Here is a 24,399-nt window from a genome sequence, read left to right as displayed (position 1 = left end):
GTTGTTCCGTCGGAAAGCCGACGTCGGGAAATAACCGGCGCCGGCTTTCCGTTTGTAGCAAGACCGGCTTCGGCCATTAGGAGCGGACTAGTTCCCGGGGCTTTGCCCATGCAATATTATGGGTGCGTTTCCAAGTAAAATAAGCCGGAGAGAAGCTATGGAACTATTGAATTAGTTACAAAATCTGATTTTCTAATTATAGGGTGAAAGGATATTCAAACTATTTGTAGAATCTTGTAGGTTAATATTATTTCAGTCTGACTCTTGATATCGTCGCATTATCCCAGATTGAAGAACGGGTGATGAAATGCTGAAAGAACAAATGAGATATTCGCGGCTCGCCACTTTGACGAAATTGATCAACACGAAGCTGGAGCTGCGCGAGGTGCTGGAGCATGTCACCTCGGCCATATCCGAGGAAATCGTCCAATGCGATTCGGTCGGCATTTATTTGCCGCAGGAGGACGGGACGTTCAAAGGCTATGTGGGCAAGCCGGAGGTCATTAACGGCTGGACGCTGGACATGCACGTTATCGATACGGATGACGACCTGCTAGCCCAAGAGGTCATCGAAACGCGGAAAACGATTTACATCCCCGACACGTCGGCGGACGGCAGACCGGACCCCCGAGCCGTCGACGGCTTCCGAATCCGCTCGCTCCTTGCGCTCCCCATATCGTTTGAGGAAGAATTGTACGGACTTGTTTTTCTATTCAACTACGGCACCCCGATGAACTTGACCGAATCGGAAATTCAGACGGTGGAGGCTTACGTGAATATGGCCGCCGTCGCCATCCGGAACGCCAACAATTTGACCCACAAAACGAATTTGATTGCGGAGAAACAGCTATTGCTCGACGTCACGCGGGATTTATCGATGTGTTCGACGATGCAGGAAAGCTTGGATATATGCTTTTATTATTTGGGCAAGGTGCTGAACAACTTCAACATCGGCGTTCATTTGCTGGACCCGATCACCGAGTCGGTCATGCAGCCGGCGAAGCTGTATAAGGACAGCGACTGGACGGAAGAAGACTGGATGAGGGAGCATCACAAGTTTCGGATCGACGACAACAACGATCTGGTGTTCCAAGAGGTCATCCGGACGAAGAAGGCGATTCTGATTCCGAACGTGTTCGCGGACGATCGTCCGAATCATGAGCTCTGCCGCAATTTCGGCATGAAGGGCTTGTTCATGCTTCCGCTCGTATCCAGAGGCGAAGTGTTGGGCGTCATCCCGGTCGTCAGCCTGAAGGAAGGAGAGCTGAAGTATTCGGAAGCGACGATCCAGCTCGCGCAATCGATTGTGGATGCGACCGCCTCCACCTTGTCGAACCTGCTCTATATGGAGCAGCAGGACATTATTATCCAGGAGAGAACGTCCGAAATCATGGTCAAAAACAAGGAGCTGGAGCGGGTTGTCGCCGAGCTGCGGCAGCTCAGCCGGGAGAAGGAGCTCATCCTGAATTCGGCGGGCGAAGGCATTTTCGGGCTTGATCTCGACCGCAACATTACGTTCTGCAATTCCGCGGGGATTACGATGCTGGGCTACGACTCCGAAGAAGAGCTGATCGGAAAGCCTTCTTCCGTTATTTTCGACGATCCTGCCGCCGACCTTCAGACGGTGCATGACCATTATTTTCAGGAAAACAAGTTTTTCCGCAAGAACCGCTCGGGCTTTCCTGTCGAATACGTCATCTCCTCGATCAAGGAAGGGGACGAAATCGTCGGCGAAGTCGTCACGTTCAAAGACATTACGCAGCGGAAGCAGCTGGAGGAGGAGATCCGCTACCGCGCTTATTTCGACAGTCTGACCGATCTGCCGAACCGCATGCTGCTGAAGGACCGGCTCAGCCAAGGCATTATTTACGCGCAAACGCACGGCGAGAAGCTGGCGGTTCTTTATTTGGATTTGGACCGGTTTAAATTCATCAACGACACCTTGGGGCACAGCTACGGCGACTTATTGCTGCGCGACGTCGCGCAGCGGCTGACGAATTGCGTGACGAAAGGCGTGACGGTTTCCCGCCAGGGCGGGGACGAATTTACGATATTCGTGCCGAACATCTCCAGCGAGGAGGAGGTGCTGGAGGTCGTCCAGCGGATTATCGATTCGTTCGCCGATCCGTTCCGGCTTATGGATCACGAGATTTACATTAAAACGAGCATCGGCATTAGCCTGTATCCCGACAATGGAAGCAGCGTTGATGAACTGATTAAAAACGCGGATACGGCTATGTATAAATCCAAGGAAATATCCGGCAACAGCTATCATTTTTTTAGAGAGGGGATGGATACGCGGACATTCGACAGCGTGAAGCTGGAGAACGAGCTGTATAAGGCGCTGGATCAACAGGAGCTCGTTATTTATTATCAGCCGCAAGTGGACTACGGGACGAGCCGGATCGTAGGGGTGGAGGCATTGCTTCGGTGGAACCACCCGACAAGGGGAATGATCGCGCCGGACCAATTTATTCCGATCGCCGAGGAAACGGCTTTGATCGTGCCGATCGGCGAATGGGTGCTGAAAGAAGCTTGCAAGCAGCTGAAGGCGTGGCAGTCGCAAGGCTTGCCGCTCTACAGCATCTCGGTCAATTTGTCGGTTCGCCAGTTCGAGCAGAACAACCTGTTTGCGACCGTCAAGCATGTCCTGGACGAAGTCGGCCTGTCGCCGGAGTGCCTGCATCTGGAGCTGACGGAAAATCTCATAATCAAAAACACGGAATTAACGCTGATGACGATGAAGCAGCTGAAAGGGCTCGGCGTTAAAATCGCGATAGACGATTTCGGCACGGGGTACTCGTCTTTGGGGTATTTGAAAAATTTGCCGATCGACACGCTCAAAATCGACAAATCGTTTCTGCAGGACATTAGTCCGGACGGCGACAATGCGGCGATCACCAACTCGATCATAATGCTGGCGCAAAATTTGAATCTGAAGGTCATCGCGGAGGGCGTGGAAACGAGCCATCAGGCGGATTTCCTGGCAACGCGAAACTGCCATCTCATGCAAGGCTATTACTTCAGCCGCCCGATGAAGGCGCAAGATCTGACAGAGAAATTGGCCGAAAATTATAATTTGGGAGGAATCATACAGTGAAAGCGGCACGAATGGTATTGGAATTTTTGAAGAAAAACGGCGTTAAGCATCTGTTCGGCATTCCGGCGGGCTCGGTTAACGGATTTTTCGACGCGCTGGTCGAAATGCCGGAGATCGAACCGGTCGTCGCGAAGCATGAAGGCGCGGCTTCGTATATGGCGGCCGCCTACGCGAAATATTCGGGACGGCTGAGCGTGGCCATCGGCTGCAGCGGACCGGGAGGCACGAATCTGATTACGGGTGCGGCCAATGCAATGCGCGAGCACTTGCCGGTGTTGTTCCTGACCGGCGCCGTGCCGGTCAATACGATGGGGCTGAACGCTTCGCAGGAGCTGGATGCCGTTCCGCTGTTTAGCCCGGTTACGAAATACAGCGTTCGGATCGAGAAGGCGGAAGACCTGATGCATGAGCTCGTCAAGGCATGCCAGATCGCAATCTCCGGCGTGCCGGGCCCCGTCCATCTTTCGATACCGATCGACGTGCAGCATACGGAGATCGGCCAAGCGGACATTCCGGAGCTTCCCGCCAGAAAGCCGATGGTGCCGAATCTGGATACGATCATCACGGCGGCCAAAGAGCTGTCCAAGCGGAAGGACGGCTATATTCTCGCCGGGCAAGGCGTGCGGGATTCGGTCGACTCCTTGCTGGAGCTGGCTGAGCTTTTGAACTGGCCGATCGTGACGACCCCGCAAGCCAAAGGCTACATCCCGGAAGAGCATCCGCTTCTGGCGGGCGTCTTCGGCTTCGCCGGCCACGAGGCCGCATCGTCTTTAATTACCGAAGGGAAAGGACAAGCGCTGCTGATCGTCGGCTCCAGTCTGGGCGAAACGGCGACGAACAACTATAACGCCAGCCTCACGAAAGGCCGCTTTACCGTGCAGCTGGACTTCGACAATTCGGTCTTTAACCGGAAGTATCCGATCGACGTGCCGGTGCTGGGGGATATTCGGCTCAGCCTGCTTATGCTGATCGAAGAGCTGAAAGGATTCGGCGTGACCGAGGAAGGCCGGGCCGCAGCGGCGGCCGCGGCGGCGGCGAAAGCGGAGGCGGCCGCAGCAAGCGAGGCCGTGAAGCCTGCGGACGAATACAACACGCAGAACGTGCTGCTCAGCCTGCAGCGCCATCTGCCGGGCAACACGCGTTATACGGTCGATATCGGCGAGTTTATGTCTTATGTCATTCATTATATGAAAGTGCTCGATCATAACACGTACGACATCAACGTTCATTTCGGAGCGATGGGCAGCGGCATCGGCTCCGCCATCGGCGCGAAGCTGGCCGATCCGGACCGTCCCGTCGTGTGCATCACCGGCGACGGCTGCTTCTTCATGCACGGCATGGAAGTGCTGACGGCCAAGGAATACCGGCTGCCGATCCTGTTCGTCGTCGTCAACAACGCGCGGCTCGGGATGGTTTATCACGGCCATGCGCTGCAATTCAAAAGAACCCATCCTTCGTTCGAGCAGGAGCCCGTATCGATTGCCGGCATGGCTGCGGCGATGGGCATCCCGAGCTGCCGGGTGAACGAGCTTTCCGACATTAACGAAGACGCGATCGGCAAGCTGCTTGGCGCCGGAGGACCGGCAATTCTGGAAGTGGCCTTGACCGACAACAACACGCCGCCGATGGGCGACCGGGTGAAATTTTTATCTTCCTTCGGCAAATGATGTGAAAAGCGGCAAGCTAAGACTCGAAGTCTTAGAATGCCGCTTTTTTTGTTGTGCGATCCTCTCTCCATTGGAGGAACAACCGTAAAAAAGGGGAGGTTACCATTCGGCTGTCATACGATTTCGAAAAAAACCGCCGTTTGGACCGTTATCATCGAGTGTAGCTAGCCATACGGCGGTATCCGCTCCTTCGGCGACCGGCAGCGCTTCGCGAGTACATCAAGACGGCCGTACTTTATTTTTACACGCTTCATCAATTGGTCGATGCTATTGCGGCAATTCACATCAACCGCTTCTAAATCAACGTCCACTCCCGACGTGCTTAATTTTTCAATTGCGATTCTGCCCCTTTCCTCGTCCCGGCAGCCGATCAAGACTTTTAAACCTTTCATGGAAAGTTGGCGGGCGATTTCCATTCCGATTCCTCTGTTCCCTCCGGTTACTAACGCAATTCGCTGTCTGTCCGGTTGACTATATTTTTCCACCTCCATAAACTCCTTTCTAATTGCGATTCGGCTTTACGCAAAAATTCGATTTGGATTTTGATTTCGTTTAATTTTCTTTCTCCAACTTCAATAGCATTAGGCAGGCATTGCAGTTTATCTTCATTTTGGAATAAGCAGTCAAAGAAATCGGTTATTTCTTTCGTTGTAAGCCCAAGGTTAAAGTAAAGTTGAATAAACTTCACTTTTTCAATATCCGACTCCGCATAGTCCCGATAGCCATTTTCCAGGCGGGTGGGTTTTAGTAATTTTTTTTCTTCGTAGTACCTTAACGAACGCAAGCTTACACCTGTTTTTTTTGATAACTCGCTAATATGTATCGAAATCCTCTCCCATGATTTGATTAATAACCACACTAAACCATCACATGATGTGAAGGTCAAGAATTTCTAATGAGAAGGGGAAAGATATCTATTTCCGGTAGATAATAAAAAGTGGATAGAATTCAGATCTCTCTGAATCTCTATCCACCTTTATAAATATCAATGGGAGCGGGTTTGACGGATGGCGTCCAAGACGGCTTTCATCGTTTGGCCTTTAAAAGCGTCCGGTACGGCTTCGCCGGTTGGGCTGAGGTAATAGCAGCTTCCCGTTTCCGGTTCGAAGTCGAATCCCAAACGGACGAGCTCGCGAACCAAGTGGTCGGGCAGCTCCTTCGCCCCGGTTTGCCGGACGAAGGAAGGGGCGGGCGATATGCGGACGTCGAGGTCGCCTTCGCCGGTATAAACGATAAACAAATCCGAATCGTCGCGAACAATCCATTGGCCCTTGGAAAACAAGGAGATGCCGGCTCCGTCAAGCGCCGAGATGGCATCCAGATTAATGCCGAACGATTCGTTGATCATCGTCCGGATTTCCGCGCCGGCTGCCTGGCGGCCGCATTGCTCCAGCCAAGCGCCGATGGCCGTACGGGCATCCGTCTTGTCCGCTTCGGCGGAAGCCGCGCCAAGCAGGGGGGCCGACTCCAAATCGATGTTATAAATTTCGTTCACGGCCGCCACGATATCCGGTACGCCGATGCCGGCAGCTTCGGACTTCCGGGCTTCAAGGTACTGGTCCATTCGTTCGGATTTGGTGCGGATTCGGTTATCCGGACCGGTCATCATGGAAACAACCCCTTCTACAAAAGATTAAGATTGAAGCGCCTTGCGCACGATCGGGGCAACCTTGGTGCCGAGCAGCTCGATGGCGCGCAGCACTTCGCGATGCGGTACCGCGCTGACGTCCACATGAAGGAAAAATCGCGTAACGCCAAGATTGCGGCGCAGCAGGACGATTTTCTCCGCGACGTATTCGGGGTCGCCGACGTACAGCGCCCCCCTCAAGCTTCGGGCCGAGTCGAACGAATCGCGCGTGTACGGCGCCCAGCCCCGCTCACGGCCGATCACGTTCATCTGCTCCTGCACGGCGGGAAAAAAAAGGCTGCATGCCTGCTCCTCCGTCTCGGCGATAAAGCCGTGCGAGTGCGTCGCGATTGGCAGCGTATCCGGGTTATGGCCGGCTTTGGCGGCCGCCCGCTTATACAGATCGACTAGCGGCGCGAACCGCTCCGGCATGCCGCCGATGATCGCGAACACGATCGGCAGCCCCAGCATGCCCGCACGGATCGCCGATTCCGGTGTGCCGCCGCTGGCGATCCAGACGGGGAGCGGGTTCTGGACGGAACGCGGATAGACGCCGAGATTGTGGATGGCCGGCCGATGTCCTCCGCGCCACGTCACCTTCTCGGATTCCCTGATCTTCAGCAGCAGCTCCAGCTTCTCCTCGTACAATTCCTCGTAATCGTCCAGCTTGTAACCGAAGAGCGGAAACGATTCGATGAACGAGCCGCGGCCCGCCATAATTTCGGCCCGGCCGTTCGATACGGCGTCCAAGGTGGAGAAAGACTGATAGACGCGAACCGGATCGTCCGAAGACAAGACGGTAACGGCGCTTGTCAGGCGGATCCGCTTGGTGAGGCCGGCAGCGGCCGCCAACACGACGGCGGGCGCGGAGGCCGCGTAATCGGCCCGGTGATGCTCGCCGATGCCGTAGACGTCAAGGCCGACCTGATCGGCGAGAACAATCTCCTCGATCGCTTGCCGCAAACGCTCGTCATGGCTGACGGCTTTGCCGGACGCCGGATTCGGCAATGCTTCCAAAAACGTGCTAATACCTATTTCGATGGTCATAGGGTGACCTCCTGTTTTTTATCGTCCGCAAGCAGAAACGGCTTCGTCGGCCTTGCCCCGGGATGAACCGTATCGTCGAGGCTTGTTTCGGTTTGCTTCCTTCAGTTTACTTAAATTTTTAATGTTTCTCAAGTATCGTAAGTCAAGTAGCGCCGGAAACAACGAAACATGTCGAAATTCCCACTTGCTCCGCCGCGAGAGGGTGGTGTAGTATTAGTTCTATATTTTTCGCTAACTGCTCATATAATTTTGGGAATATGGCCCATAAGTTTCTACCGGATAACCATTGCAATTGTCCGACTATGAGTGAGACCGTGAATGCTCGGCGAAGAAGCGCGAACCCGATTGCCGAATCGGGCCGGGCGGACAAGCCGCATGCAACCGGCGCACTGCATTGGATATAAAATCTGTAGAGACAGGCCTGACTTAAGCGAGTCGCTTAGGAGGTTTGTCTTTTTTTTCATGAAAAAAGGAGCCGTGATGACAGATGAAAGAGTTGGAAGACCGCATTAGACAGGAAGGAGTGATCCTGTCCGACACGGTGCTTAAGGTCGATTCGTTCCTGAACCATCAGGTCGATACGGAGCTGGCGCTGTCGATCGGCCGGGAATTCGGCCGGCTGTTCGCGGACAGAGGCATTACGAAGGTGCTGACCATCGAAGCGAGCGGCATTCAGTTTGCGATGGCCGCGGGCATCGCGCTGAAGGTGCCTTTCGTTTACGCCAAGAAGAAGAAGGCGGTCACGCTTGCCGAGCAAGTCTATTCGGCCTCCGTTCACTCCTTCACCCGCCAGGAGACGTATCAGGTCAGCTTGTCGCGGAATTATTTGGGACCGAACGACAGGGTGCTGATCGTGGACGATTTCCTTGCGACGGGCGCGGCGCTTGTCGGCCTCGTGCAAATCGTCAGGGAAGCGGGCGCGGAGCTGGCCGGCGTCGGCTGCGTGATCGAGAAGGGCTTCCAGGAAGGCCGCAGACTGCTGGAGGATATGGGCGTGCATGTCCATTCGCTGGCGAGAATTTCGTCGATGGCCCCGGGGGAAATCCATTTTGTCGACAATGACGCTCCAATCCATGTAAAGGAGAAAGTATAATTCATGCTAAGCAAGAAAAAGGTTGTAGCGCTGGGCTTCCAGCATGTCCTGGCGATGTACGCGGGCGCCGTTGTCGTGCCGCTGATCGTAGGCGGCGCGTTAAATCTGAATGCGGCGCAGATGGCGTATCTGATTGCCGCCGACCTGTTCACCTGCGGCATCGCCACTCTGCTTCAGGTGATGGGAACCCGCTATTTCGGCAGCCGCCTGCCGGTTATTCTCGGGTGCACGTTTACGGCGGTCGGCCCGATCATCGCCATCGCGTCCGGCTCGAATCTGGCTACCGCTTACGGAGCCATCATTTTATCCGGTTTATTCGTCGTGCTGGCCGCACCGTTGTACGGAAAGCTGCTCCGATTTTTCCCGACGGTCGTCACCGGCTCGGTCGTTACCATTATCGGCTTGTCGCTCATTCCGGTCGCCATGAACAACGTGGCGGGCGGCGACGGCAGCGAAGACTACGGCGACCCGCAAAATTTGCTGCTCGCGCTTGGCACGCTTATCGTCATATTGCTCGTTAACCGGTTCGCCAAAGGCTTCTTGCGCTCGATCTCCGTCTTGATCGGATTGGCGGCGGGAACGCTCGCCGGATACGCGCTTGGCATCGTCAGCTTCGCGTCGGTCGGCGAAGCGTCTTGGTTCAGCATTGCGCAGCCGTTCTATTTCGGCTGGCCGGAGTTCAGCCTGACCGCCGTCGTTACGATGATTATCGTCAACATCGTCAGCATGGTGGAGTCGACGGGCGTCTATCTCGCGGTCGGCAAAGCGACGAACCAGACGGTGGAGAAGCAGCAAATCGTAAACGGCCTTCGATCGGAAGGCGCGGCGATTATGCTGGGCGGCATCTTCAACGCGTTCCCTTATACGGCGTTCTCGCAGAACGTCGGGCTCATTACGCTGAGCGGCGTCAAGACGCGCAACGTCATTGTGGCGGCCGGCGGCATTATGGTCGTTCTCGGCCTCTTGCCGAAGCTTGCCGCGGTAACGACGGTAATCCCGAACGCGGTGCTCGGCGGCGCCATGATCGTCATGTTCGGCTCGGTCGCGGCTTCAGGGATGTCGATCTTGTCGGAAGTGAATTTGCGCGAAGAGCGCAATCTCTTGATCGTGGCGACCAGCATCGCCGTCGGCCTCGGCTCGGCAGCCGTGCCGGCCGTGTTCGATCAGCTGCCGGATTTCGCGAAGATGCTGACGCAAAGCGGCATCGTAACCGGCTCGCTGACGGCTATCGTGCTTAATTTGCTCCTGCGGAGCAAGAAGGACAAGCACGGTCAAACGGCGTCTTCTTCGCCGCAATAGAATTTATAATATCGTTTTTCCCATAACAAAACGCTCCTGTGCCTTGACGGCGCAGGAGCGTTTTGGCGTTTTGCGAGCCTTGACGTTTCAAGATAATGCGAGGTTCTCGATCTATATCAGGATTAGGCCGATGATGCCGTGGATCCGGTACGTGCCGAACCGCTTGGTATCGAGCTGTCGGTCGGGATCGGCGACGATAAAGATGGAACGCCTCCTCCCTTAAGGGGATTTTTTTGAGGATAAACGGCTGCGCCGCTTCAGCTTGAATGTTGCGAACTTATGACGGCGGCCTGCGGGTTCTGTGAAATTTCGGCCCGGCCCGCGATAAAGGCGCATGCCCTGTGGCATAATGGGTTCAAATGAAAGGGGGAGGCCGAAATGGCTCATACGATCTTGATCGCCGACGACGAGCGGAAGATGCTCGATTTCGTCAAGCCGTTTCTGGAGGATGAAGGGTATATCGTATGGACGGCATCGGACGGGCAGGAAACGCTGCGTCTCGTGCGGGAACGGGAGCCGGATCTGGTGGTGCTGGACTGGATGATGCCGGGAAAAAGCGGAATCGAAGTATGCGCCGAGCTGCGGAAAACGAGCCGCGCCGGCATCATTATGGTGACGGCCAGAACGGAAGAAGCGGATAAGCTTGTCGGTCTGGAGGTCGGAGCCGACGATTATATGACCAAACCGTTCTCGCTGCGGGAGCTGGCGGCGCGCATCCGGGCGGTATTGCGCCGGCTCCATCCTCAAGGGAGCGTCCCTTCCGAAGAGCGGCTGGAACGGGGAGAGCTTACGATATCGCCGGCGGAATACCGCGTATGGAAAAACGGGCGGGAGCTATCGTTAACGCCTACGGAATATAAGCTGCTGACGACGCTGGCCGAGAGGCCGGGCGTCGTGTACAGCCGTCTGCAGCTGTTGAGATTGGCCTTGCCCGACGATCTGCTGAACGACGAACGGACGGTCGACGCCCATATAAGCCGCTTGCGCAAAAAGGTGGAGGACGATCCCGCCCGGCCGGTCTATATCCATACCGTCTACGGTTTCGGCTACCGGTTCGCGGACAAGGCAGGCGGCCAGCCATGAGCGTCGCCCGCAAAATTTTTGCCGGATATTCGGTGCTGATTATCCTGATGGGCGTGTTTATGTTTGCGGGGGTCTATACGATGGCGAACCGCCTCGTCAATCATCTCGCGGAAAACCGGCAGGACGAAACGATGGACGCGATAGTCGGCGGGCTTGAAGCCCGTTACGTCCCGTCCTCGGGCTGGAGCGGATTGCCCTCGGAGCTCATTCGCGAGCTGACCGGCGACGGCAACGGGACCTTGATCGTGAAGGACCGGAACGGGAAAACGGCGGCTGTATTCGGAAACGAGGACGATGCGGAGTTTGCCCGAGTCGGGATAACCGAAACGTTCACGACCCCCGACGGCACAACGTGGACAGTCGAATATACCGATCCGACAATCCGGTTCGCCGCCGTATTCCGATATGCGTTCCGCGATTCGCTTGTGCTGGTGCTCGGCGTGCTGATGCTTCTGTTTGCGGCCGCCGGCATTATGTTCTCCTACGGGCTGTCCAAGCAGCTGACCGCTCCGCTCCGCCGCATGATTCCGGTCCTCGACGAGCTTGGCAAGCGGAACTTCGGCGTGAAGGCCGACGCCTCGTCGAACGACGAGTTCGGCATAATCGCCGCCGCCGTTAACGCCATGTCCGCCGAGCTCGAGCGGTCGGAACAGACCAAAAGGAACATGACGGCGGATATCGCGCACGAGCTGCGGACGCCGCTTGCCATCGTGTCCGGGAAGCTCGAATATTTGCAGCATCGAAGCTTGCCCGTACAGCCGGAAGAGCTGCTTCCGCTGCAGGACGAATTGATTCGGCTCGACCGGCTCGTGTCGGATCTGAAGGAGCTGTCGCAAGCGGAGGGAGGCCGGCTTGTGCTGCATATGGAGGAAGTCGATTTAGCCGAGCTGCTGGCCCGCGTGGCGGAACGTGTCGGCGTCGAGGCGGAGGCGAAAGGGATTCAAGTGAAGCAGGCCGAATCCGGACTTCCGGTCCGCGCTTGGGCAGACCGGCATCGGACGGCGCAAATTCTGCTGAACCTCGTCATCAACGGCATTCGATATACGCCTGAAGGCGGGGAAATACGGCTGTCGGCCGGATTCGAAGAAGGGTTCGCCGTCGCCGAAATCGCGGATAACGGCATAGGCATCGAAGAGGAGCATTTGCCGCATCTGTTCGAACGGTTTTACCGGACCGACCGCGCCAGAAGCCGCGACAGCGGCGGTTCCGGGTTGGGCCTTGCGATCGCGGCCGAATACGCGAAAGCGCAAGGAGGCGGCATAACGGTGCAAAGCCGCGCCGGCCAAGGCACGACATTTAAGGTGAAGCTTCACGCGGTGTAAGGCTGGTTCGTCGGGACGGAAACGGGACACTATAAAGGCATCCAAGTGAAACGGGGTGAGCCTAACGTCATGTTGTCCGGTTTAAAACGGTTGCTGATCGGCCGTCCGCTGAAATCGAACGAGCTCTGCGAGCAGAAGCTGAACAAGACGAAAGCGCTGGCGATTTTATCCTCGGACGCCTTGTCCTCCGTCGCTTACGGGCCGGAGCAAATTCTGCTCGTGCTTATGACGGTGGGGGCGGCCGCCTTCTGGTATTCGATACCGATCGGCGTCGGCGTATTGATTCTGCTTCTGGCTCTTATTTTGTCTTACAGGCAAGTGATTTACGCTTACCCGCACGGGGGCGGGGCGTATGTCGTATCCAAAAGCAATCTGGGGGAAAATGCCGGACTTATTGCCGGCGGCTCGCTGCTTGTCGATTATATATTGACGGTGGCGGTCAGCATCTCGGCCGGCACGGACGCCATTACGTCCGCCTTTCCCGTCTTGCATCCGTATCATGTCCTGATTTCCTGCCTGCTGGTCGTTTTTATTACGGTGCTTAATCTTAGAGGCATTACGGAGTCGGCCTCCATACTGGCCTATCCGGTTTATTTGTTCGTGCTCGCTTTGTTTATTCTGATCGGTACCGGGTTATACCAGATCGCGTCCGGGGCGGTGCCGGACCATCTGCATGCGCCCGTCGGAACGCCGGTTGCGGGCATTACGCTGTTTCTGCTGCTGAGGGCTTTCGCCTCCGGCAGCTCGGCGCTGACCGGGGTGGAGGCGATCTCGAACGCCATTCCGAACTTCCGGGAGCCGGCTCCGCGCAATGCGTCCCGTACGCTTGCCGCCATGGGCGTTTTATTGGCGCTGTTGTTCGCGGGCATCGTATACCTCGGTTATTATTACGGGATCGTTCCAAGCGAGAAGGAGACGGTCGTATCGCAAATCGCGTCAACCGCCTTCGGCCGCGGTATCCTGTATTATTTCGTGCAAGCGACGACGGCGATGATTTTGGTGCTGGCCGCCAATACCGGCTATTCGGCCTTCCCGCTGCTTGCGGTCAATTTGGCCAAAGACAAATATATATCCCGCATGTTTACCGTCCGGGGCGACCGGCTAGGGTATTCCAACGGCATCATTTCCTTGGCCATCCTGTCCATCATCCTCATTATCGTGTTTGAAGGCCGGACCGAGCAGCTAATACCGCTTTACGCCGTCGGCGTCTTTATTCCGTTCACGCTGGCGCAGACCGGCATGATGGTAAAGTGGCTTCGGGAAAAGCCGGGCGGCTGGACCGCCAGGTTTATCGTCAATTTGATCGGCGCGGTTATTACTTTCGGCGTCCTGATCGTGTTTTTCGTCACGAAATTCGCCCAAGTATGGTCCGTTCTCGTCTTTCTGCCGCTTATCGTCATCATGTTTCACCGGATCAAAAAGCATTACGACGCCGTCGGCGAGCAGCTGCGGATTACGAACTGCGAACGGGCGCCGCGGGCTCATGGAAATATCGTCATCGTGCCGGTTGCGGGCATTACCCGTGTCGTCGAAAATTCCTTGAATTACGCCAAGTCGCTGCAGCCCGAACAGCTCATCGCGGTTTATGTCGCCTTTGAGCGGGAGCAGGAGAAGCAATTCGAGGAGAAATGGAACAAATGGCAGCCGGACGTCCGCTTGGTGACGCTTCATTCCCAATACCGGAGCATCGTCCAGCCGCTTACGAAATTCATCGATACGATCGAGCATAAAGCGAACGAATTGAATTACCGGGTTACGGTCGTCATCCCGCAATTCATTCCGAAGAAGCGGTGGCACAACGCCCTTCATAACCAGTCCAGCCTGCTCATCCGCGCAAGGCTGCTGTACCGCAAGGACATTATCGTTACGACGGTGCCGTTCCACTTGAAGAAATAACGCGCGCGGCCTAATAGACGAACTTGCGCTGCGACCAATAGCTGAACACGAAGAGTACGCCTTCGGTCAACAGCTTGGCAAGCAGAAGCGGCAGTCCGATCCGCTCGTGAAGAACGGACAACAATTCGTAGTTGAGCAGCAGGATCAGCAGGACGAGCGCGAAATACTTGGGCGCCGAGCGCAGGACGGCGGCGCTTCGATCCTTCCTTTGGAACACGAATTTCCGATTCATGGAGTAATTGAACGCCGAGCTGCATATCCGGGCGCCCGCCACCGCGAGCAGCAGACGGCCGGTCAACCATTGAAGGATGAACAGCAGCGCGAAATCGATAGCCGCCGACAACAGAGAAGAGCCGCTGAATTTCAGAATCGGGGCGTAAATTTTGGCCGAATCGGCCAGCGGCCGGAAATGGGACGATTGATTGTCGTTCAAGTAAACCGTGTCGATCGGGATCTCCACCATCGGGACGCCTTCCTCGTGCGCCGCAAGCAGCATGTTCATCTCGTATTCGAACCGGTCGCCGGGGATGCGGCACAGAAACTCCAGCATCGAGAAGGAGAAGCCCCGCAGTCCCGTTTGCGTATCGTGAAGCCTGATGCCGGTCGTGAAGGCGAACACGCCCCGCGTGACGGCGTTGCCGAATCGGCTGCGCGCCGGCACTTTGCCGGTAAACCGGCGGCCTCCGAGGACGATATGCCCCGGATTCTCCCGGACTTGCTCGGCAATTCGCTTGATGTCTCCCGGCAGATGCTGTCCGTCGCTGTCCGCGCATACGACGCCCTCGCGGACGCCAAGCGTTTGGACGTACCGGAAGCCGGTTTTTAGCGCTTGTCCTTTGCCGCGGTTCGCTTCGTGGGCGAGGACGACGCATCCCGCCGCCCGGGCCTCCTCGAATAGATGGGCGTAGTCGCCGCCGCTGCCGTCGTCGACGAGGACGATGGATAAGTTCGTGTTGTCTTTCAAATCATGCACGAGCCGAATGAGACGTTCGTCCGGCTCGTAAGAAGGGATTAAGCAGATCATGTTCGCTCACTCTCCGATATAAATGATGTCGCTGACGCCGCGTTCCTCGTTTTTGCCGCCTTGCGGCTGGTTGACGACGCGGCCCATGAAATACATGGTGGAGGAGCCTCCTCCGTCCAGGTTGTAAGCTTCCGTTGCGCCCAGCTCCTTGAACAGATTCGCGAATTCGGTCAAGGTCATGCCGCGGCTGTAGCCTTCGTCGCGTCCGTCCACTACGACGAATACGTAGTGGTTCGGAGCGATCATGCCGATGCCGGTGCGCGGATTGGCGCCTTCGATCGACCGGTTGCCGAAGTTGGTGTCGATGCTGACATGGTCCAGATCGCCGGCGACTTGTCCGTCCTGCACGAGAATGGGGCCAAACGACAGCGTGTCTTCTACGCCTTGCTCCAGCAATTCGGAGGAGGAGATCTCCTCTTCGTCGAACGTTTGCAAGGTGCCGTCGGCGAACAGGCCGAGCGCGTCGCGCGCGGGCTCGTCCCGGTACAGCGTGCCGTTCCGAATAATGACGCCGTCGTCGCGGAAGCCGTAGTAGTCGCCGTTAATGGCGAAGATGGCGTTGTTGTTTTCGGCGATGGTCGACGTGTTCTCGATAATGTTCCGGCCGAACGCGTTTTTGGCGAGCGCCGTTTTTAATGCCGAAGCGTCCTGCAGCATGACGTCCGCGACGAAATAGGTGACCGTGTCGTCACCCGAACCGGTTTGATTTTTCGTAATATGGATGGAGACGTCGTCGCTTTCGTAATTCCAATCGTCGTAAGCCGCATTCTGCGGCTCCGTTTCCGCGGAGTCGCCTTGGCCGGCAGTTTCCGCCTCGTTGGCGACGACGGCCTCGACATGTTCGATTAAGTAGCGGTCGGCAAGCTTATATAGAATCGCTCCAACCAGCAGCAGAACAAGGGCGGCGATGAGCGGCCATTTTTTTCTTTTTCGGGTTGCGGATGTATTCATCGTTCTCCAACTCCTTGCGTCGAAAATGTATGCAAGAAGCATAAGCCGGCAAGCTGAAATGAATCTTAACTAAAGCCGGTCTTGTTTTCGCCATAACTTTTTGGGAAAATAAGAAACAGACTTCCGGCTGCGGCTGCGCAGCCTGAAATCAGGCTTGCCAGGGAAGATTCGAAAAGAGGGTAATTCATGACAAAACATTCAATATACGGTTTGACGTTCGACCAGCTGGCGGAATGGCTGCTTGAGCGGGGACATAAGAAATTCCGCGCCTCGCAGGTATGGGAATGGCTGTACCGGAAGCGGGTCCGCTCGTTCGCGGACATGGAGGACGTGAACAAGGAATGCGTGGCGCTGTTGTCCGAGCATTTCGCCATCGAGACGATGGAGGTGCATACGCGGCAGGAATCGTCCGACGGCACGAACAAATTTCTGTTCCGCCTGCAGGACGGGAACCTGATCGAGACCGTGCTGATGCGCCACAAATACGGCTTGTCCGTATGCGTCACGACGCAGGTCGGCTGCAACATCGGCTGCAGCTTCTGCGCCAGCGGGCTGCTGGCCAAAAGCCGCGACCTGACGAGCGGAGAAATCGTGGAGCAGGTTATGAAGGTTCAGCATTTCCTGGACGGAAGAGGGAATGAGGAGAAAGTCAGCCATATCGTCGTGATGGGCATCGGCGAGCCGTTCGACAACTTCGTCCATTTGACGAATTTCTTGCGGATCGTCATTGACCATAAAGGGCTTGCGATCGGTTCCCGCCGGATTACCGTATCGACGAGCGGACTGGCGAAAAAAATCGTCGAGTTCGCGGATACGGACCTGCAAGTGAATCTGGCCATTTCGCTGCACGCGCCGAACAACGACCTTCGGACCCAAATCATGAAGATCAATAAGGCGATTCCGATCGAGAAGCTGATGGAGGCGGTCGATTATTATTTGGAGAAGACGAGACGCCGCATTACGCTCGAGTATATATTGCTCCGCGGCGTGAATGACCGGCCGGAGCACGCGCTGGAGCTGGCGGAGCTGATCGGCGACCGCAGGCCGCTCGTGAACGTGAATCTCATTCCGTACAACCCGGTCGACGAGCACAGCCAATACCAGCGCAGCACGCAGGAAGCCATTACGGGTTTCTACGATACGCTGAAGAAGCAGAACGTCAGCGTCAGCGTCCGGCTGGAGCATGGCGCGGACATCGACGCCGCCTGCGGCCAATTGCGGAGCAAGCAGATGAAGCGCTCCGGGGAAGCGGGCAGCGCCGCCGTTTGATGCGGCAGGTCGTCAATCTGTTAAAACCAAACGCGAAATAGGCGCAAAAAGCCGCCTCTAACGCCATTTTTAGGCGCTGAGGCGGCTTTTTGCGTTTTTTCATGCGTTCGGATTGTCCATTGGAACATTAGAAGTCGAAGTTGTCCGGGTCCGGGCCGATGCGTTGATCCCGGTTCAAGCTGTCGATCCGTTCCATGTCCTCGTCCGACAGCTCGAAGTCGAATACGGAAGCATTCTCCTCGATGCGCTGCGGACGGATCGACTTCGGAATCGTGACGACGCCGTGCTGCAGATCCCAGCGGATAATGACCTGCGCAATAGACTTGCCGTATTTGTCCGCGATCGCTTTCAGCTCCGGGTTGTCCAGCAGCTGGCCTTGCATAAGCGGGGACCACGCTTCGAGCTGAATGCCGTGACGCTTGCAGAACTCGCGCAGCTCCGTCTGCGTCAGGCGGGGATGGAATTCCACCTGGTTGATCATCGGAACGACTTGCGCGTCCTTCATCACATCTTCAAGATGGTGGATTTGGAAGTTGCTAACCCCAATGGCTTTGACGCGCCCGTCGGCGTACAGCTTCTCCAGCGCTCGCCAAGCATCCTTATATTTGCCCTTTACGGGCCAATGAATCAGATACAGGTCGAGATAATCGAGTCCGAGCCGCTCAAGGCTTGCTTCGTATGCGGCAAGCGCCGATTCGTAGCCGAGATCGGCGTTCCATACTTTGCTCGTCACGAACAGGTCTTCCCGCTTGAGGCCGGTTTCGGCAAGCGCCTCGCGGATGCCTGCTCCGACGCTTTTTTCGTTCTTATAAATCGCCGCGGTATCGATGCTTCGGTACCCGAGCTTGACGGCGGCCTTGATCGCTTCGACCAGCTCCTGGCCTTCCTCCACCTGGAATACGCCGAGGCCAAGCCAAGGCATCGCAACCCCGTTGCGCAGCTTTGCCGTATCGTGCAGTTGCAGTTGTGTCATGATCGTATCCTCCTGTTATTGATTTACTTTCCATTTTAATTTGAGCGGCATGTTGCCGCAACGGATCGCGCCAACCCGCCGCGGCGGCGTTCTCCGGTCCGGCCTCGTCGCCGGTCAGGCGGGCTGCCCGTATCCGGACGGCTTCTCCTGCTTCTCGTCGCCGCTTCTGCCGCCGGCTGCGAGCTTCCGGCTCCAGCCGGTCAGGATCACGGCGAGAGCGACCATCGCTGCGCCGGCCCATGGCGTATATAGAAGTCCGACAGAGTCCGTGACCAGTCCGCCTATCCAGGCTCCGACGGCGATGCCGGCGTTAAAGGCGGCGATGTTGACGGCGGATGCGGTGTCGATCGCCTTCGGCGCGTATTTCTCCGCGAGAACGACGACGTACGACTGCAGACCCGGAACGTTCATGAACGCCAGAAGGCCCATAAAGAACACGGTCGTAAGACCGGCAACCCGGTAAGGCGCCGTAAAAAACAATACGACCAGCACCGCCGCCTGAGCGATAAACATATAGAACAAGGCGCGGAGCGGGTTGCGGTTCGCCAGTTTGCCGCCGGCGGCGTTGCCGATCGCGATGGCAATGCCGTACAGCAGCAAAATGAGCGCGACCGACGATTCGGAAAAGCCGGTTACTTCGTGCAGCAGCGGGGACAAATAAGTGTAGACGACGAACGTGCCGCCGTATCCGAGCGCCGTTACGGCAAACAGAAGCAGCAGCCTTTGGTTTCCGAACAGCTTCCCTTGCTCGCGAAGCGGCGTTCGTTGCCCTTTGCGCAGGTTGCCGGGCACCAGCACGGCGTTGGCGGCAAAGGCGACGACGCCGACTGCGGCGATCGCCAGAAACGCGATGCGCCAGCCCCACAGCTGGCCGAGATACGTGCCGAGCGGCACGCCGGTGACGGTGGCGATCGTCAGGCCGGAGAACATGACCGCAATGGCGCTTGATCTGCGGTTCTCGGGCACGAGATCGGCCGCGATCGTCGAGCCGATGGACATAAAGACGCCGTGCGCGAACGCCGACAGCACCCTGGCGGCCAGCAAAACGGCGATGCCGGTAGCCGTAGCGGCCAGCGCGTTGCCCGCGATAAATACAATCATGATCCCGAGCAGCAGCTTTTTGCGGGAGACGCTTGCGGTCAGAGAAGTCAGCACAGGAGCGCCGATCGTTACGCCAAGCGCGTACAGCGTTACCGTCAATCCGGCTGTCGTGACGGATATATGCAAATCATCGGCGATAAGCGGCAGCAAGCCGACGCTGATGAATTCTGTCGTTCCGATGGCGAAAGCGCTGATGGCAAGAGCAAGGAGCGCAAGCGTGCTTCTCTTTTTATCGAATATCATACTTTTCCACTCCTACAGCATGGTATTGCCGGCCGGCAAGTGATATTATGAGGGACAATAGCCGAAGTGAACAGTACGCACTTCTAAGTACCGAAGGCACAAAAAAGTTACTTTTGGAAAGGAGCGCGCCTTGCATGCCTATAACCACGCAGAAAAAGTACAACATTTCCGTCGAAGCGACGCTGGAGGTGATCGGCGGGAAATGGAAGACGGTCATCTTATGCCACCTGACGCATGGGAAAAGACGGACCAGCGACCTGAAACGTATCATGCCCCATATTACGCAGAAAATGCTAACCCAGCAGCTGCGCGAGCTGGAAGCCGACGGCATCGTAAGACGGATCGTCTACAATCAGGTGCCGCCGAAGGTCGAATACGAGCTTACGGAATACGGCTGGAGCTTGAAGCCGATTCTCGATTCCTTGTGCAAGTGGGGGGAAAACCATATTTTGCGGGAGTACGGCGATTTGTCCGGCGTCCTTGAGGATAACGGGCTGAACAACCTGTAAACCCGGGGCAAGAGGGGCAAGGGATGCGGCGGTCTCGGCATTGCGCCATTATGGACGGGAAGCGCAAACGCTTAAACAGCTCTCTCCGGGGTGTCCGGAAGAGAGCTGATCATGAATCGGGGGGCTTAAGCTCCAAGCTCCGCCCAGAGCCGGCGGGCAAGCCGCTGCAGCTCGAGCGACTGCCGCCAGCGGTCGCTTATTTCGCGTCCGTCGCCAGCCGTAATGGCGTAGGGCGGCGGCCCAAGCTCGACGACGAAAGGCAAAGCGTCCGTTCCATGCCCGGACCGCTCCCGCCAGCTTAACATGCCGGCCGACCACCAGCGCGCGAAATGAGCCAGCATCGGGTGGCTGTCTTCCCCGAAGCCCGGATCGATCTGCACCTGCTCGCCGTTCGAGACGCGCGCATGGATGCTCGCCGTATGGGGAAGCAGCTTGCCGAGCCATTCCTCGGCTTGCGGGGTAACCGTATGGAGCTCGCCCGCCACGACGTAATGCGAATAATCGATCGTAAGCCGCAGGGACGGGAGCGCTTGTGCATATTCGACGGTGCGGATCAAGTCCTGGGTAATCGTCCCCCGGTGGGTCTCGACGAAGACGGGAATGCCGGCCTCCCGCGACAGCCGGTCGATGCCGGCCAATAGGCGGACCGCTTCGTCTCCGACGAGGAACGGCTGCATCACCTGCGCGTTGATATAATCGATCGTGCCTTCGTAGCTTTTCGCCTTCTTCAAAAATTCGTCCATGTCGGCAAGCGACGCCGGATAAGCGTTTACGCTGAACGACAAGCCGTAATGCGCCAGCAGGCGCCGCCATTCGGCGGCGTTTTCTTCGGCCGGCAGGAAGCCGTTAATGCCGTCGAAGCCGTGCTCCGCGATCAAACGGCAGCGTTCCCCGGCCGACTCCGCTTCTCCTTCCGTCCCGGCGAGGCTGTTCATTTCCCACCACGACATTTCCACTTTTAAATTTTTGTCCATAGCCGTTTCGCCTTCGCTCCGCTTAGTGCGGGTAAGCGGCGTCGAATTCAATGCCGCAAGGACCGCCGTCCGGATTGATTTCGAGGTCGACCGGCGTTCCGTCGCCGCGGTACAGCGGGCGGTAATGCGTATTGATGCGGGCGGCGGAGGCGTTCGCGTAATGACAGATGAACGCGCGGCGGAAGCGGTCCTTCGTCCGGTTGCGGTACGAGCCGTGAATCAGATTGCCGTTGAAAAAAAGCACGTCCCCCCGGTCCATGACGGCCGGCACGATGCCCCGGTCTTTCGGCGGCTTCACGAAATGCTTCGTGAACGACTCGTTCTCGTCCGCGAGCTCCGGACAGACGATGTCGAAGCCGCTTGTGCGCGGCACGACCAGCAGTCCTCCGTTCTCCTCGTCCGCGGGATCGACGGCCGTCCAGGCGGCGATGCAGTTGCCCGGCTCCACCTGCAAATAGAAATTGTCCTGATGCAGCGCCTGGCCCCGCGAGCCCGGCGGCTTGTAATAGAACATGCTTTGCGCGGCAAGCGCTTCTTCGCCGTACAGATCCTCCAGCACGTCCATGACCGGACGGTGAAGCATGTACTTCATCGCGGTTTCGTTAAACCGGTGCGGGTGCATGACGCGCGGATATCGCTTCAGCGGGTCCTCGCTTCCCCCGCTCAGATCCGGCTCGAAATAGCCGGGAACGGTCGTATGGCTGATCGCCTCGAACGTTCGGTCGATTTCCATCAGGTCGCTTTCGCTGAACAATCCTTTGACGATGAGATACCCTTCGGTATGAAACTGGTCGAGCTGCTCGTCGGTGAGCGCTTTGCGGATCGTGTCCATCGTTTCCTCTCTCCTTTGGTTTGTGCCTTGACTCCAGCTTAGAGCATTGGCTATCGTAGAAGAAGTCGGATTACGGCTGAAAAGTATCGGAATTCTGCTGAACGAGTGGAGGTGCGCTTCCTGTGCCCGCATATCCGCAAGATCCCGAGTATAAAGAAACCCCTTACGGCACGATGCTGGCGGGCCATTTCGACCAAGACGACGGATACGGCCACAGCCGGCCGAAAGGAATGGGCGACTGGCTGATTACGTATACGATCGAAGGCGCCGGTTATTTCCGGACGCCTGCGGGGGAGCGGCGCTGCGGAGCGGGCCAGGTCGCTTTGCTGCGCTCGGGCGTTCCTCACGTATACGGCACGGTAAGCGGCGAACGGTGGAACTTTTATTGGGCGCATTTTGCCGCGCTGCCGGAAACCGGCTGCCTGCCGGACGAAGAGGTGCTGGTGCAGACGATGCCGGAAGGGTTCCACCGCGAACGGACCGTACAGGCTTTCCAGAGCATTCTGCATTACTCGAGGGAACGGTCCGCCCATTGGTACGCCTTATGCGAGAACGCGGTCCGGGAGCTGGTGCTCCTGCTCGCGCAGCGGCTGGACAAAAAGCGCGATCCGCGCGTGGATCAAGCTTTGAAATGGCTTGCGCTTCGCATGAAAGAGGAGGTCCGAGTGGAAGAGCTGGCGAAGGAGATCGGTTTGTCGGCCTCCCGTCTATCCCATCTGTTCAAGGAAGAGACGGGCGAGGGCGTCATCGAGCATTTGAACGGCATGCGGCTGCGCCAGGCGGCTTTGTATATGGAGCATATGGGGCGCACCGCGACCGAAGCTTCGCAGGACGTCGGATTCAATCACTATAATCACTTTGCGGATTTGTTCCGCAAACGGTACGGCGTAAGCCCGAGAGCTTACGCGAAGCAGGCGAAAGGCCGGCGGGACGGGAATTAGCCGCGTGACGGGCCGTTCGCCGGTTGAGGAGGGTATTGGATGCAGCCATTTACGGAACGGGTAATCGGCATTATTCGAAGCATACCCGAGGGCAAGGTGATGACGTACGGCCAAGTGGCCGCCCATGCCGGGAGCCCGCGGGCGGCAAGGCAGGTCGTGCGGATCTTGCACGCCATGAGCGCCGCGCATAAGCTGCCGTGGCATCGGGTCGTCAACGCGCGCGGAGAAATCGCGATCCGCGACGGGGATTCGCGCACGCAGCAGATGCTGTACTTGAGCGGCGAAGGCGTCGAAGTCGGCGACGAAGGCGCCGTCGACCTTTCCCGATACGGGTACGTTCCGGGAGAACCGGAACCGGCTGAATTTTTTTGAATTCGCGTCTTGACTCTCACGTAACGTGAGCCCTTAAAGTGATCCTTGAAGGAGGGATGAAGGCATGGCGATGATGGTGAAGGAGGTTGCGGAATTGACGGGGGTCAGCGTGCGCACGCTGCACCATTACGACGAGATCGGCCTGCTCGTGCCCGACGAGGTGACGGAGGCCGGATACCGGCTGTATTCCGACCGCAATCTGGAAATGCTTCAGCAGATTTTGTTTTTCCGAGCGCTCGAATTTCCGCTGAAGCAGATCAAGGAAATCGTCAGCCGGCCCGATTTCGACCGGCTGGAGGCGCTGGAGCTGCATCACAAGCTGCTGCTGGAGAAGCGAAGCCGCCTCGACCGGATGATCGCGACGCTTGAACAAACGAAGCGTCATATGAAAGGGGAAATTCGGATGACGAACGAAGAAAAATTCCAAGGCTTTGATTTCAGCAAAAATCCTTACGAGAAGGAAGCCCGCGAGAAATGGGGCGACCAAGCGGTCGACGGCATGAAAGCGAAGCTGGTCGACATGGGCGAAGCGGGGCAGGAGAAGCTCGGCGCCGAAATGAACGCCATCTATGCGAAGCTCGCGGAGCTGCGCGGCGGAGCGCCGGATTCGGACGAGGCGCAGGAGGCGATCGGCGAATGGTATTCGTTCCTGAACCGCCTCGGCAGCTACACGCCGGAGGCGTTCCGGGGACTGGGCCAGCTGTACGTCGACGATACGCGCTTTACGAACAACATCGACAAGTTCGGCGAAGGGTTGGCGCTGTTCATGCGGGACGCGATGGCCGTTTACGCGGACCGTCTGGCAGGACGGTAGGACAAAACGCTAAGGCCTAGGGCCGATGAAGACGGGTGGAGCGGCCGCCGGATAAGTTAGCGGGCAAGGGATAGCCGGTTACGCGAGTGGCGTAACCGGCTTTTTTTGATCTATAGGAAAGCTCGTTTGGGTCAATCGTTCCAAGCATGCGAGTTCCTCCCTTTACTTCCGATATGCGCCCCCGTATACTTTCTAAAAAGACGAACAAAAAGAGAACAGGGGCGGGATTCGCTTTCGCCTTTTAACGAGCAAAGCTGGCTCA

At 57.1% G+C, this 24,399-nt stretch carries 22 protein-coding genes and 1 riboswitch; of the genes, 12 read left to right on the top strand and 10 right to left on the bottom strand.

Annotated features, from left to right (window positions below):
• Positions 1-307: 307 nt before the first annotated feature.
• Both ACFSW5_RS25470 and ACFSW5_RS25465 read left to right on the top strand, forming a co-directional pair.
• Positions 308-3,100, top strand: coding sequence for a sensor domain-containing phosphodiesterase (locus tag ACFSW5_RS25470; protein ID WP_379279898.1), 2,793 nt, complete (start codon positions 308-310; stop codon positions 3,098-3,100).
• The gene (locus ACFSW5_RS25465; RefSeq protein WP_379279895.1) at positions 3,097-4,767 is read left to right on the top strand and encodes a thiamine pyrophosphate-binding protein; all 1,671 of its coding nucleotides are present in this window, start codon (positions 3,097-3,099) and stop codon (positions 4,765-4,767) included. The genes ACFSW5_RS25470 and ACFSW5_RS25465 overlap by 4 nt, the downstream gene beginning before the upstream one ends.
• Before the next feature lie 164 nt (positions 4,768-4,931).
• Here ACFSW5_RS25465 and ACFSW5_RS25460 read toward each other — a convergent pair whose 3' ends face one another.
• The 4 genes from ACFSW5_RS25460 to ACFSW5_RS25445 form a co-directional block, all read right to left on the bottom strand.
• Complete coding sequence (locus ACFSW5_RS25460) at positions 4,932-5,183, bottom strand: SDR family NAD(P)-dependent oxidoreductase (protein ID WP_379279893.1); 252 nt, start codon at positions 5,181-5,183, stop codon at positions 4,932-4,934.
• 26 nt (positions 5,184-5,209) lie between these two features.
• A complete protein-coding gene (locus tag ACFSW5_RS25455; protein ID WP_379279890.1) occupies positions 5,210-5,626 on the bottom strand; it encodes a MerR family transcriptional regulator in 417 nt (138 codons plus the stop codon).
• Between the two features lie 126 nt (positions 5,627-5,752).
• Positions 5,753-6,376, bottom strand: coding sequence for a hypothetical protein (locus ACFSW5_RS25450; RefSeq protein WP_379279888.1), 624 nt, complete (start codon positions 6,374-6,376; stop codon positions 5,753-5,755).
• 24 nt (positions 6,377-6,400) lie between these two features.
• The gene (locus ACFSW5_RS25445) at positions 6,401-7,441 is read right to left on the bottom strand and encodes an LLM class flavin-dependent oxidoreductase (RefSeq protein ID WP_379279886.1); all 1,041 of its coding nucleotides are present in this window, start codon (positions 7,439-7,441) and stop codon (positions 6,401-6,403) included.
• 219 nt (positions 7,442-7,660) lie between these two features.
• Positions 7,661-7,764: riboswitch (purine riboswitch) on the top strand.
• Between the two features lie 164 nt (positions 7,765-7,928).
• Here ACFSW5_RS25445 and ACFSW5_RS25440 point away from each other — a divergent pair.
• The 5 genes from ACFSW5_RS25440 to ACFSW5_RS25420 all read left to right on the top strand — a co-directional run bounded on the left by ACFSW5_RS25440 (position 7,929) and on the right by ACFSW5_RS25420 (position 14,134).
• On the top strand, positions 7,929-8,534 hold the full coding sequence (locus ACFSW5_RS25440) for a xanthine phosphoribosyltransferase (RefSeq protein WP_379279883.1): 606 nt from the start codon (positions 7,929-7,931) through the stop codon (positions 8,532-8,534).
• A 3-nt stretch (positions 8,535-8,537) separates the two neighbouring features.
• Positions 8,538-9,833, top strand: a complete 1,296-nt coding sequence (locus ACFSW5_RS25435; protein WP_379279880.1) for a nucleobase:cation symporter-2 family protein — start codon at positions 8,538-8,540, stop codon at positions 9,831-9,833.
• Positions 9,834-10,211: 378 nt separating this feature from the next.
• Complete coding sequence (locus ACFSW5_RS25430; protein WP_379279877.1) at positions 10,212-10,916, top strand: response regulator; 705 nt, start codon at positions 10,212-10,214, stop codon at positions 10,914-10,916.
• Entirely contained in the window at positions 10,913-12,238 is a 1,326-nt protein-coding gene (locus ACFSW5_RS25425) for a sensor histidine kinase (RefSeq protein ID WP_379279875.1), read from the top strand. The genes ACFSW5_RS25430 and ACFSW5_RS25425 overlap by 4 nt, the downstream gene beginning before the upstream one ends.
• A 69-nt stretch (positions 12,239-12,307) precedes the next feature.
• Entirely contained in the window at positions 12,308-14,134 is a 1,827-nt protein-coding gene (locus ACFSW5_RS25420; protein ID WP_379279872.1) for an APC family permease, read from the top strand.
• A gap of 10 nt (positions 14,135-14,144) precedes the next feature.
• Here the strand turns inward: ACFSW5_RS25420 and ACFSW5_RS25415 are convergent, their stop codons facing one another.
• Together ACFSW5_RS25415 and ACFSW5_RS25410 are read right to left on the bottom strand one after the other, a co-directional pair.
• Complete coding sequence (locus ACFSW5_RS25415; RefSeq protein WP_379279868.1) at positions 14,145-15,158, bottom strand: GtrA family protein; 1,014 nt, start codon at positions 15,156-15,158, stop codon at positions 14,145-14,147.
• Positions 15,159-15,164: 6 nt separating this feature from the next.
• Positions 15,165-16,109: a phosphodiester glycosidase family protein gene (locus tag ACFSW5_RS25410; protein ID WP_379279865.1), complete on the bottom strand. Its 945-nt coding sequence runs from the start codon at positions 16,107-16,109 to the stop codon at positions 15,165-15,167.
• A gap of 186 nt (positions 16,110-16,295) precedes the next feature.
• On the opposite strand from ACFSW5_RS25410, the gene rlmN reads away from it, so the two are divergent.
• Entirely contained in the window at positions 16,296-17,378 is a 1,083-nt protein-coding gene (rlmN, locus tag ACFSW5_RS25405; RefSeq protein ID WP_379279862.1) for a 23S rRNA (adenine(2503)-C(2))-methyltransferase RlmN, read from the top strand.
• 127 nt (positions 17,379-17,505) lie between these two features.
• On the opposite strand, the gene ACFSW5_RS25400 is transcribed toward rlmN, so the two are convergent.
• Both ACFSW5_RS25400 and ACFSW5_RS25395 read right to left on the bottom strand, forming a co-directional pair.
• Complete coding sequence (locus ACFSW5_RS25400; RefSeq protein ID WP_379279859.1) at positions 17,506-18,351, bottom strand: aldo/keto reductase; 846 nt, start codon at positions 18,349-18,351, stop codon at positions 17,506-17,508.
• 114 nt (positions 18,352-18,465) lie between these two features.
• Positions 18,466-19,695 (bottom strand): MFS transporter, encoded by a 1,230-nt coding sequence (locus ACFSW5_RS25395; RefSeq protein ID WP_379279856.1) that lies wholly within the window; start codon positions 19,693-19,695, stop codon positions 18,466-18,468.
• Positions 19,696-19,829: 134 nt separating this feature from the next.
• Here ACFSW5_RS25395 and ACFSW5_RS25390 point away from each other — a divergent pair, with 134 nt between their 5' ends.
• Positions 19,830-20,204: a winged helix-turn-helix transcriptional regulator gene (locus ACFSW5_RS25390; RefSeq protein ID WP_379279854.1), complete on the top strand. Its 375-nt coding sequence runs from the start codon at positions 19,830-19,832 to the stop codon at positions 20,202-20,204.
• A gap of 125 nt (positions 20,205-20,329) precedes the next feature.
• Here ACFSW5_RS25390 and ACFSW5_RS25385 read toward each other — a convergent pair whose 3' ends face one another.
• Positions 20,330-21,178: a sugar phosphate isomerase/epimerase family protein gene (locus ACFSW5_RS25385; protein ID WP_379279852.1), complete on the bottom strand. Its 849-nt coding sequence runs from the start codon at positions 21,176-21,178 to the stop codon at positions 20,330-20,332.
• A gap of 22 nt (positions 21,179-21,200) precedes the next feature.
• The gene (locus ACFSW5_RS25380) at positions 21,201-22,010 is read right to left on the bottom strand and encodes a phytanoyl-CoA dioxygenase family protein (RefSeq protein WP_379279850.1); all 810 of its coding nucleotides are present in this window, start codon (positions 22,008-22,010) and stop codon (positions 21,201-21,203) included.
• Positions 22,011-22,132: 122 nt separating this feature from the next.
• Here ACFSW5_RS25380 and ACFSW5_RS25375 point away from each other — a divergent pair, with 122 nt between their 5' ends.
• The 3 genes from ACFSW5_RS25375 (at position 22,133) to ACFSW5_RS25365 (ending at position 24,137) form a co-directional block, all read left to right on the top strand.
• Positions 22,133-22,951 (top strand): AraC family transcriptional regulator, encoded by an 819-nt coding sequence (locus ACFSW5_RS25375; RefSeq protein WP_379279847.1) that lies wholly within the window; start codon positions 22,133-22,135, stop codon positions 22,949-22,951.
• A 39-nt stretch (positions 22,952-22,990) separates the two neighbouring features.
• Positions 22,991-23,323: an MGMT family protein gene (locus tag ACFSW5_RS25370; protein WP_379279845.1), complete on the top strand. Its 333-nt coding sequence runs from the start codon at positions 22,991-22,993 to the stop codon at positions 23,321-23,323.
• A gap of 64 nt (positions 23,324-23,387) precedes the next feature.
• Positions 23,388-24,137: a MerR family transcriptional regulator gene (locus ACFSW5_RS25365; protein ID WP_379279842.1), complete on the top strand. Its 750-nt coding sequence runs from the start codon at positions 23,388-23,390 to the stop codon at positions 24,135-24,137.
• Positions 24,138-24,399: the final 262 nt, after the last annotated feature.

This window comes from Paenibacillus thailandensis, from assembly GCF_042685365.1.
Classification (GTDB): domain Bacteria; phylum Bacillota; class Bacilli; order Paenibacillales; family Paenibacillaceae; genus Paenibacillus_AP; species Paenibacillus_AP thailandensis.
The sequence above is the reverse complement of the archived record's forward strand: the minus strand, read 5'-3'. Positions and strand labels throughout refer to the sequence as shown.

Coding starts and splice junctions, on each gene's coding strand:
- rlmN (WP_379279862.1), top strand. CDS start 16,296: ATGACAAAACATTCAATATACGGTTTGACGTTCGACCAGCTGGCGGAA.
- ACFSW5_RS25420 (WP_379279872.1), top strand. CDS start 12,308: ATGTTGTCCGGTTTAAAACGGTTGCTGATCGGCCGTCCGCTGAAATCG.
- ACFSW5_RS25445 (WP_379279886.1), bottom strand. CDS start 7,441: ATGACCATCGAAATAGGTATTAGCACGTTTTTGGAAGCATTGCCGAAT.
- ACFSW5_RS25430 (WP_379279877.1), top strand. CDS start 10,212: ATGGCTCATACGATCTTGATCGCCGACGACGAGCGGAAGATGCTCGAT.
- ACFSW5_RS25470 (WP_379279898.1), top strand. CDS start 308: ATGCTGAAAGAACAAATGAGATATTCGCGGCTCGCCACTTTGACGAAA.
- ACFSW5_RS25415 (WP_379279868.1), bottom strand. CDS start 15,158: ATGATCTGCTTAATCCCTTCTTACGAGCCGGACGAACGTCTCATTCGG.
- ACFSW5_RS25395 (WP_379279856.1), bottom strand. CDS start 19,695: ATGATATTCGATAAAAAGAGAAGCACGCTTGCGCTCCTTGCTCTTGCC.
- ACFSW5_RS25410 (WP_379279865.1), bottom strand. CDS start 16,109: ATGAATACATCCGCAACCCGAAAAAGAAAAAAATGGCCGCTCATCGCC.
- ACFSW5_RS25385 (WP_379279852.1), bottom strand. CDS start 21,178: ATGGACAAAAATTTAAAAGTGGAAATGTCGTGGTGGGAAATGAACAGC.
- ACFSW5_RS25390 (WP_379279854.1), top strand. CDS start 19,830: ATGCCTATAACCACGCAGAAAAAGTACAACATTTCCGTCGAAGCGACG.
- ACFSW5_RS25450 (WP_379279888.1), bottom strand. CDS start 6,376: ATGATGACCGGTCCGGATAACCGAATCCGCACCAAATCCGAACGAATG.
- ACFSW5_RS25400 (WP_379279859.1), bottom strand. CDS start 18,351: ATGACACAACTGCAACTGCACGATACGGCAAAGCTGCGCAACGGGGTT.
- ACFSW5_RS25435 (WP_379279880.1), top strand. CDS start 8,538: ATGCTAAGCAAGAAAAAGGTTGTAGCGCTGGGCTTCCAGCATGTCCTG.
- ACFSW5_RS25440 (WP_379279883.1), top strand. CDS start 7,929: ATGAAAGAGTTGGAAGACCGCATTAGACAGGAAGGAGTGATCCTGTCC.
- ACFSW5_RS25370 (WP_379279845.1), top strand. CDS start 22,991: ATGCAGCCATTTACGGAACGGGTAATCGGCATTATTCGAAGCATACCC.
- ACFSW5_RS25425 (WP_379279875.1), top strand. CDS start 10,913: ATGAGCGTCGCCCGCAAAATTTTTGCCGGATATTCGGTGCTGATTATC.
- ACFSW5_RS25365 (WP_379279842.1), top strand. CDS start 23,388: ATGGCGATGATGGTGAAGGAGGTTGCGGAATTGACGGGGGTCAGCGTG.
- ACFSW5_RS25460 (WP_379279893.1), bottom strand. CDS start 5,183: ATGGAAATCGCCCGCCAACTTTCCATGAAAGGTTTAAAAGTCTTGATC.
- ACFSW5_RS25380 (WP_379279850.1), bottom strand. CDS start 22,010: ATGGACACGATCCGCAAAGCGCTCACCGACGAGCAGCTCGACCAGTTT.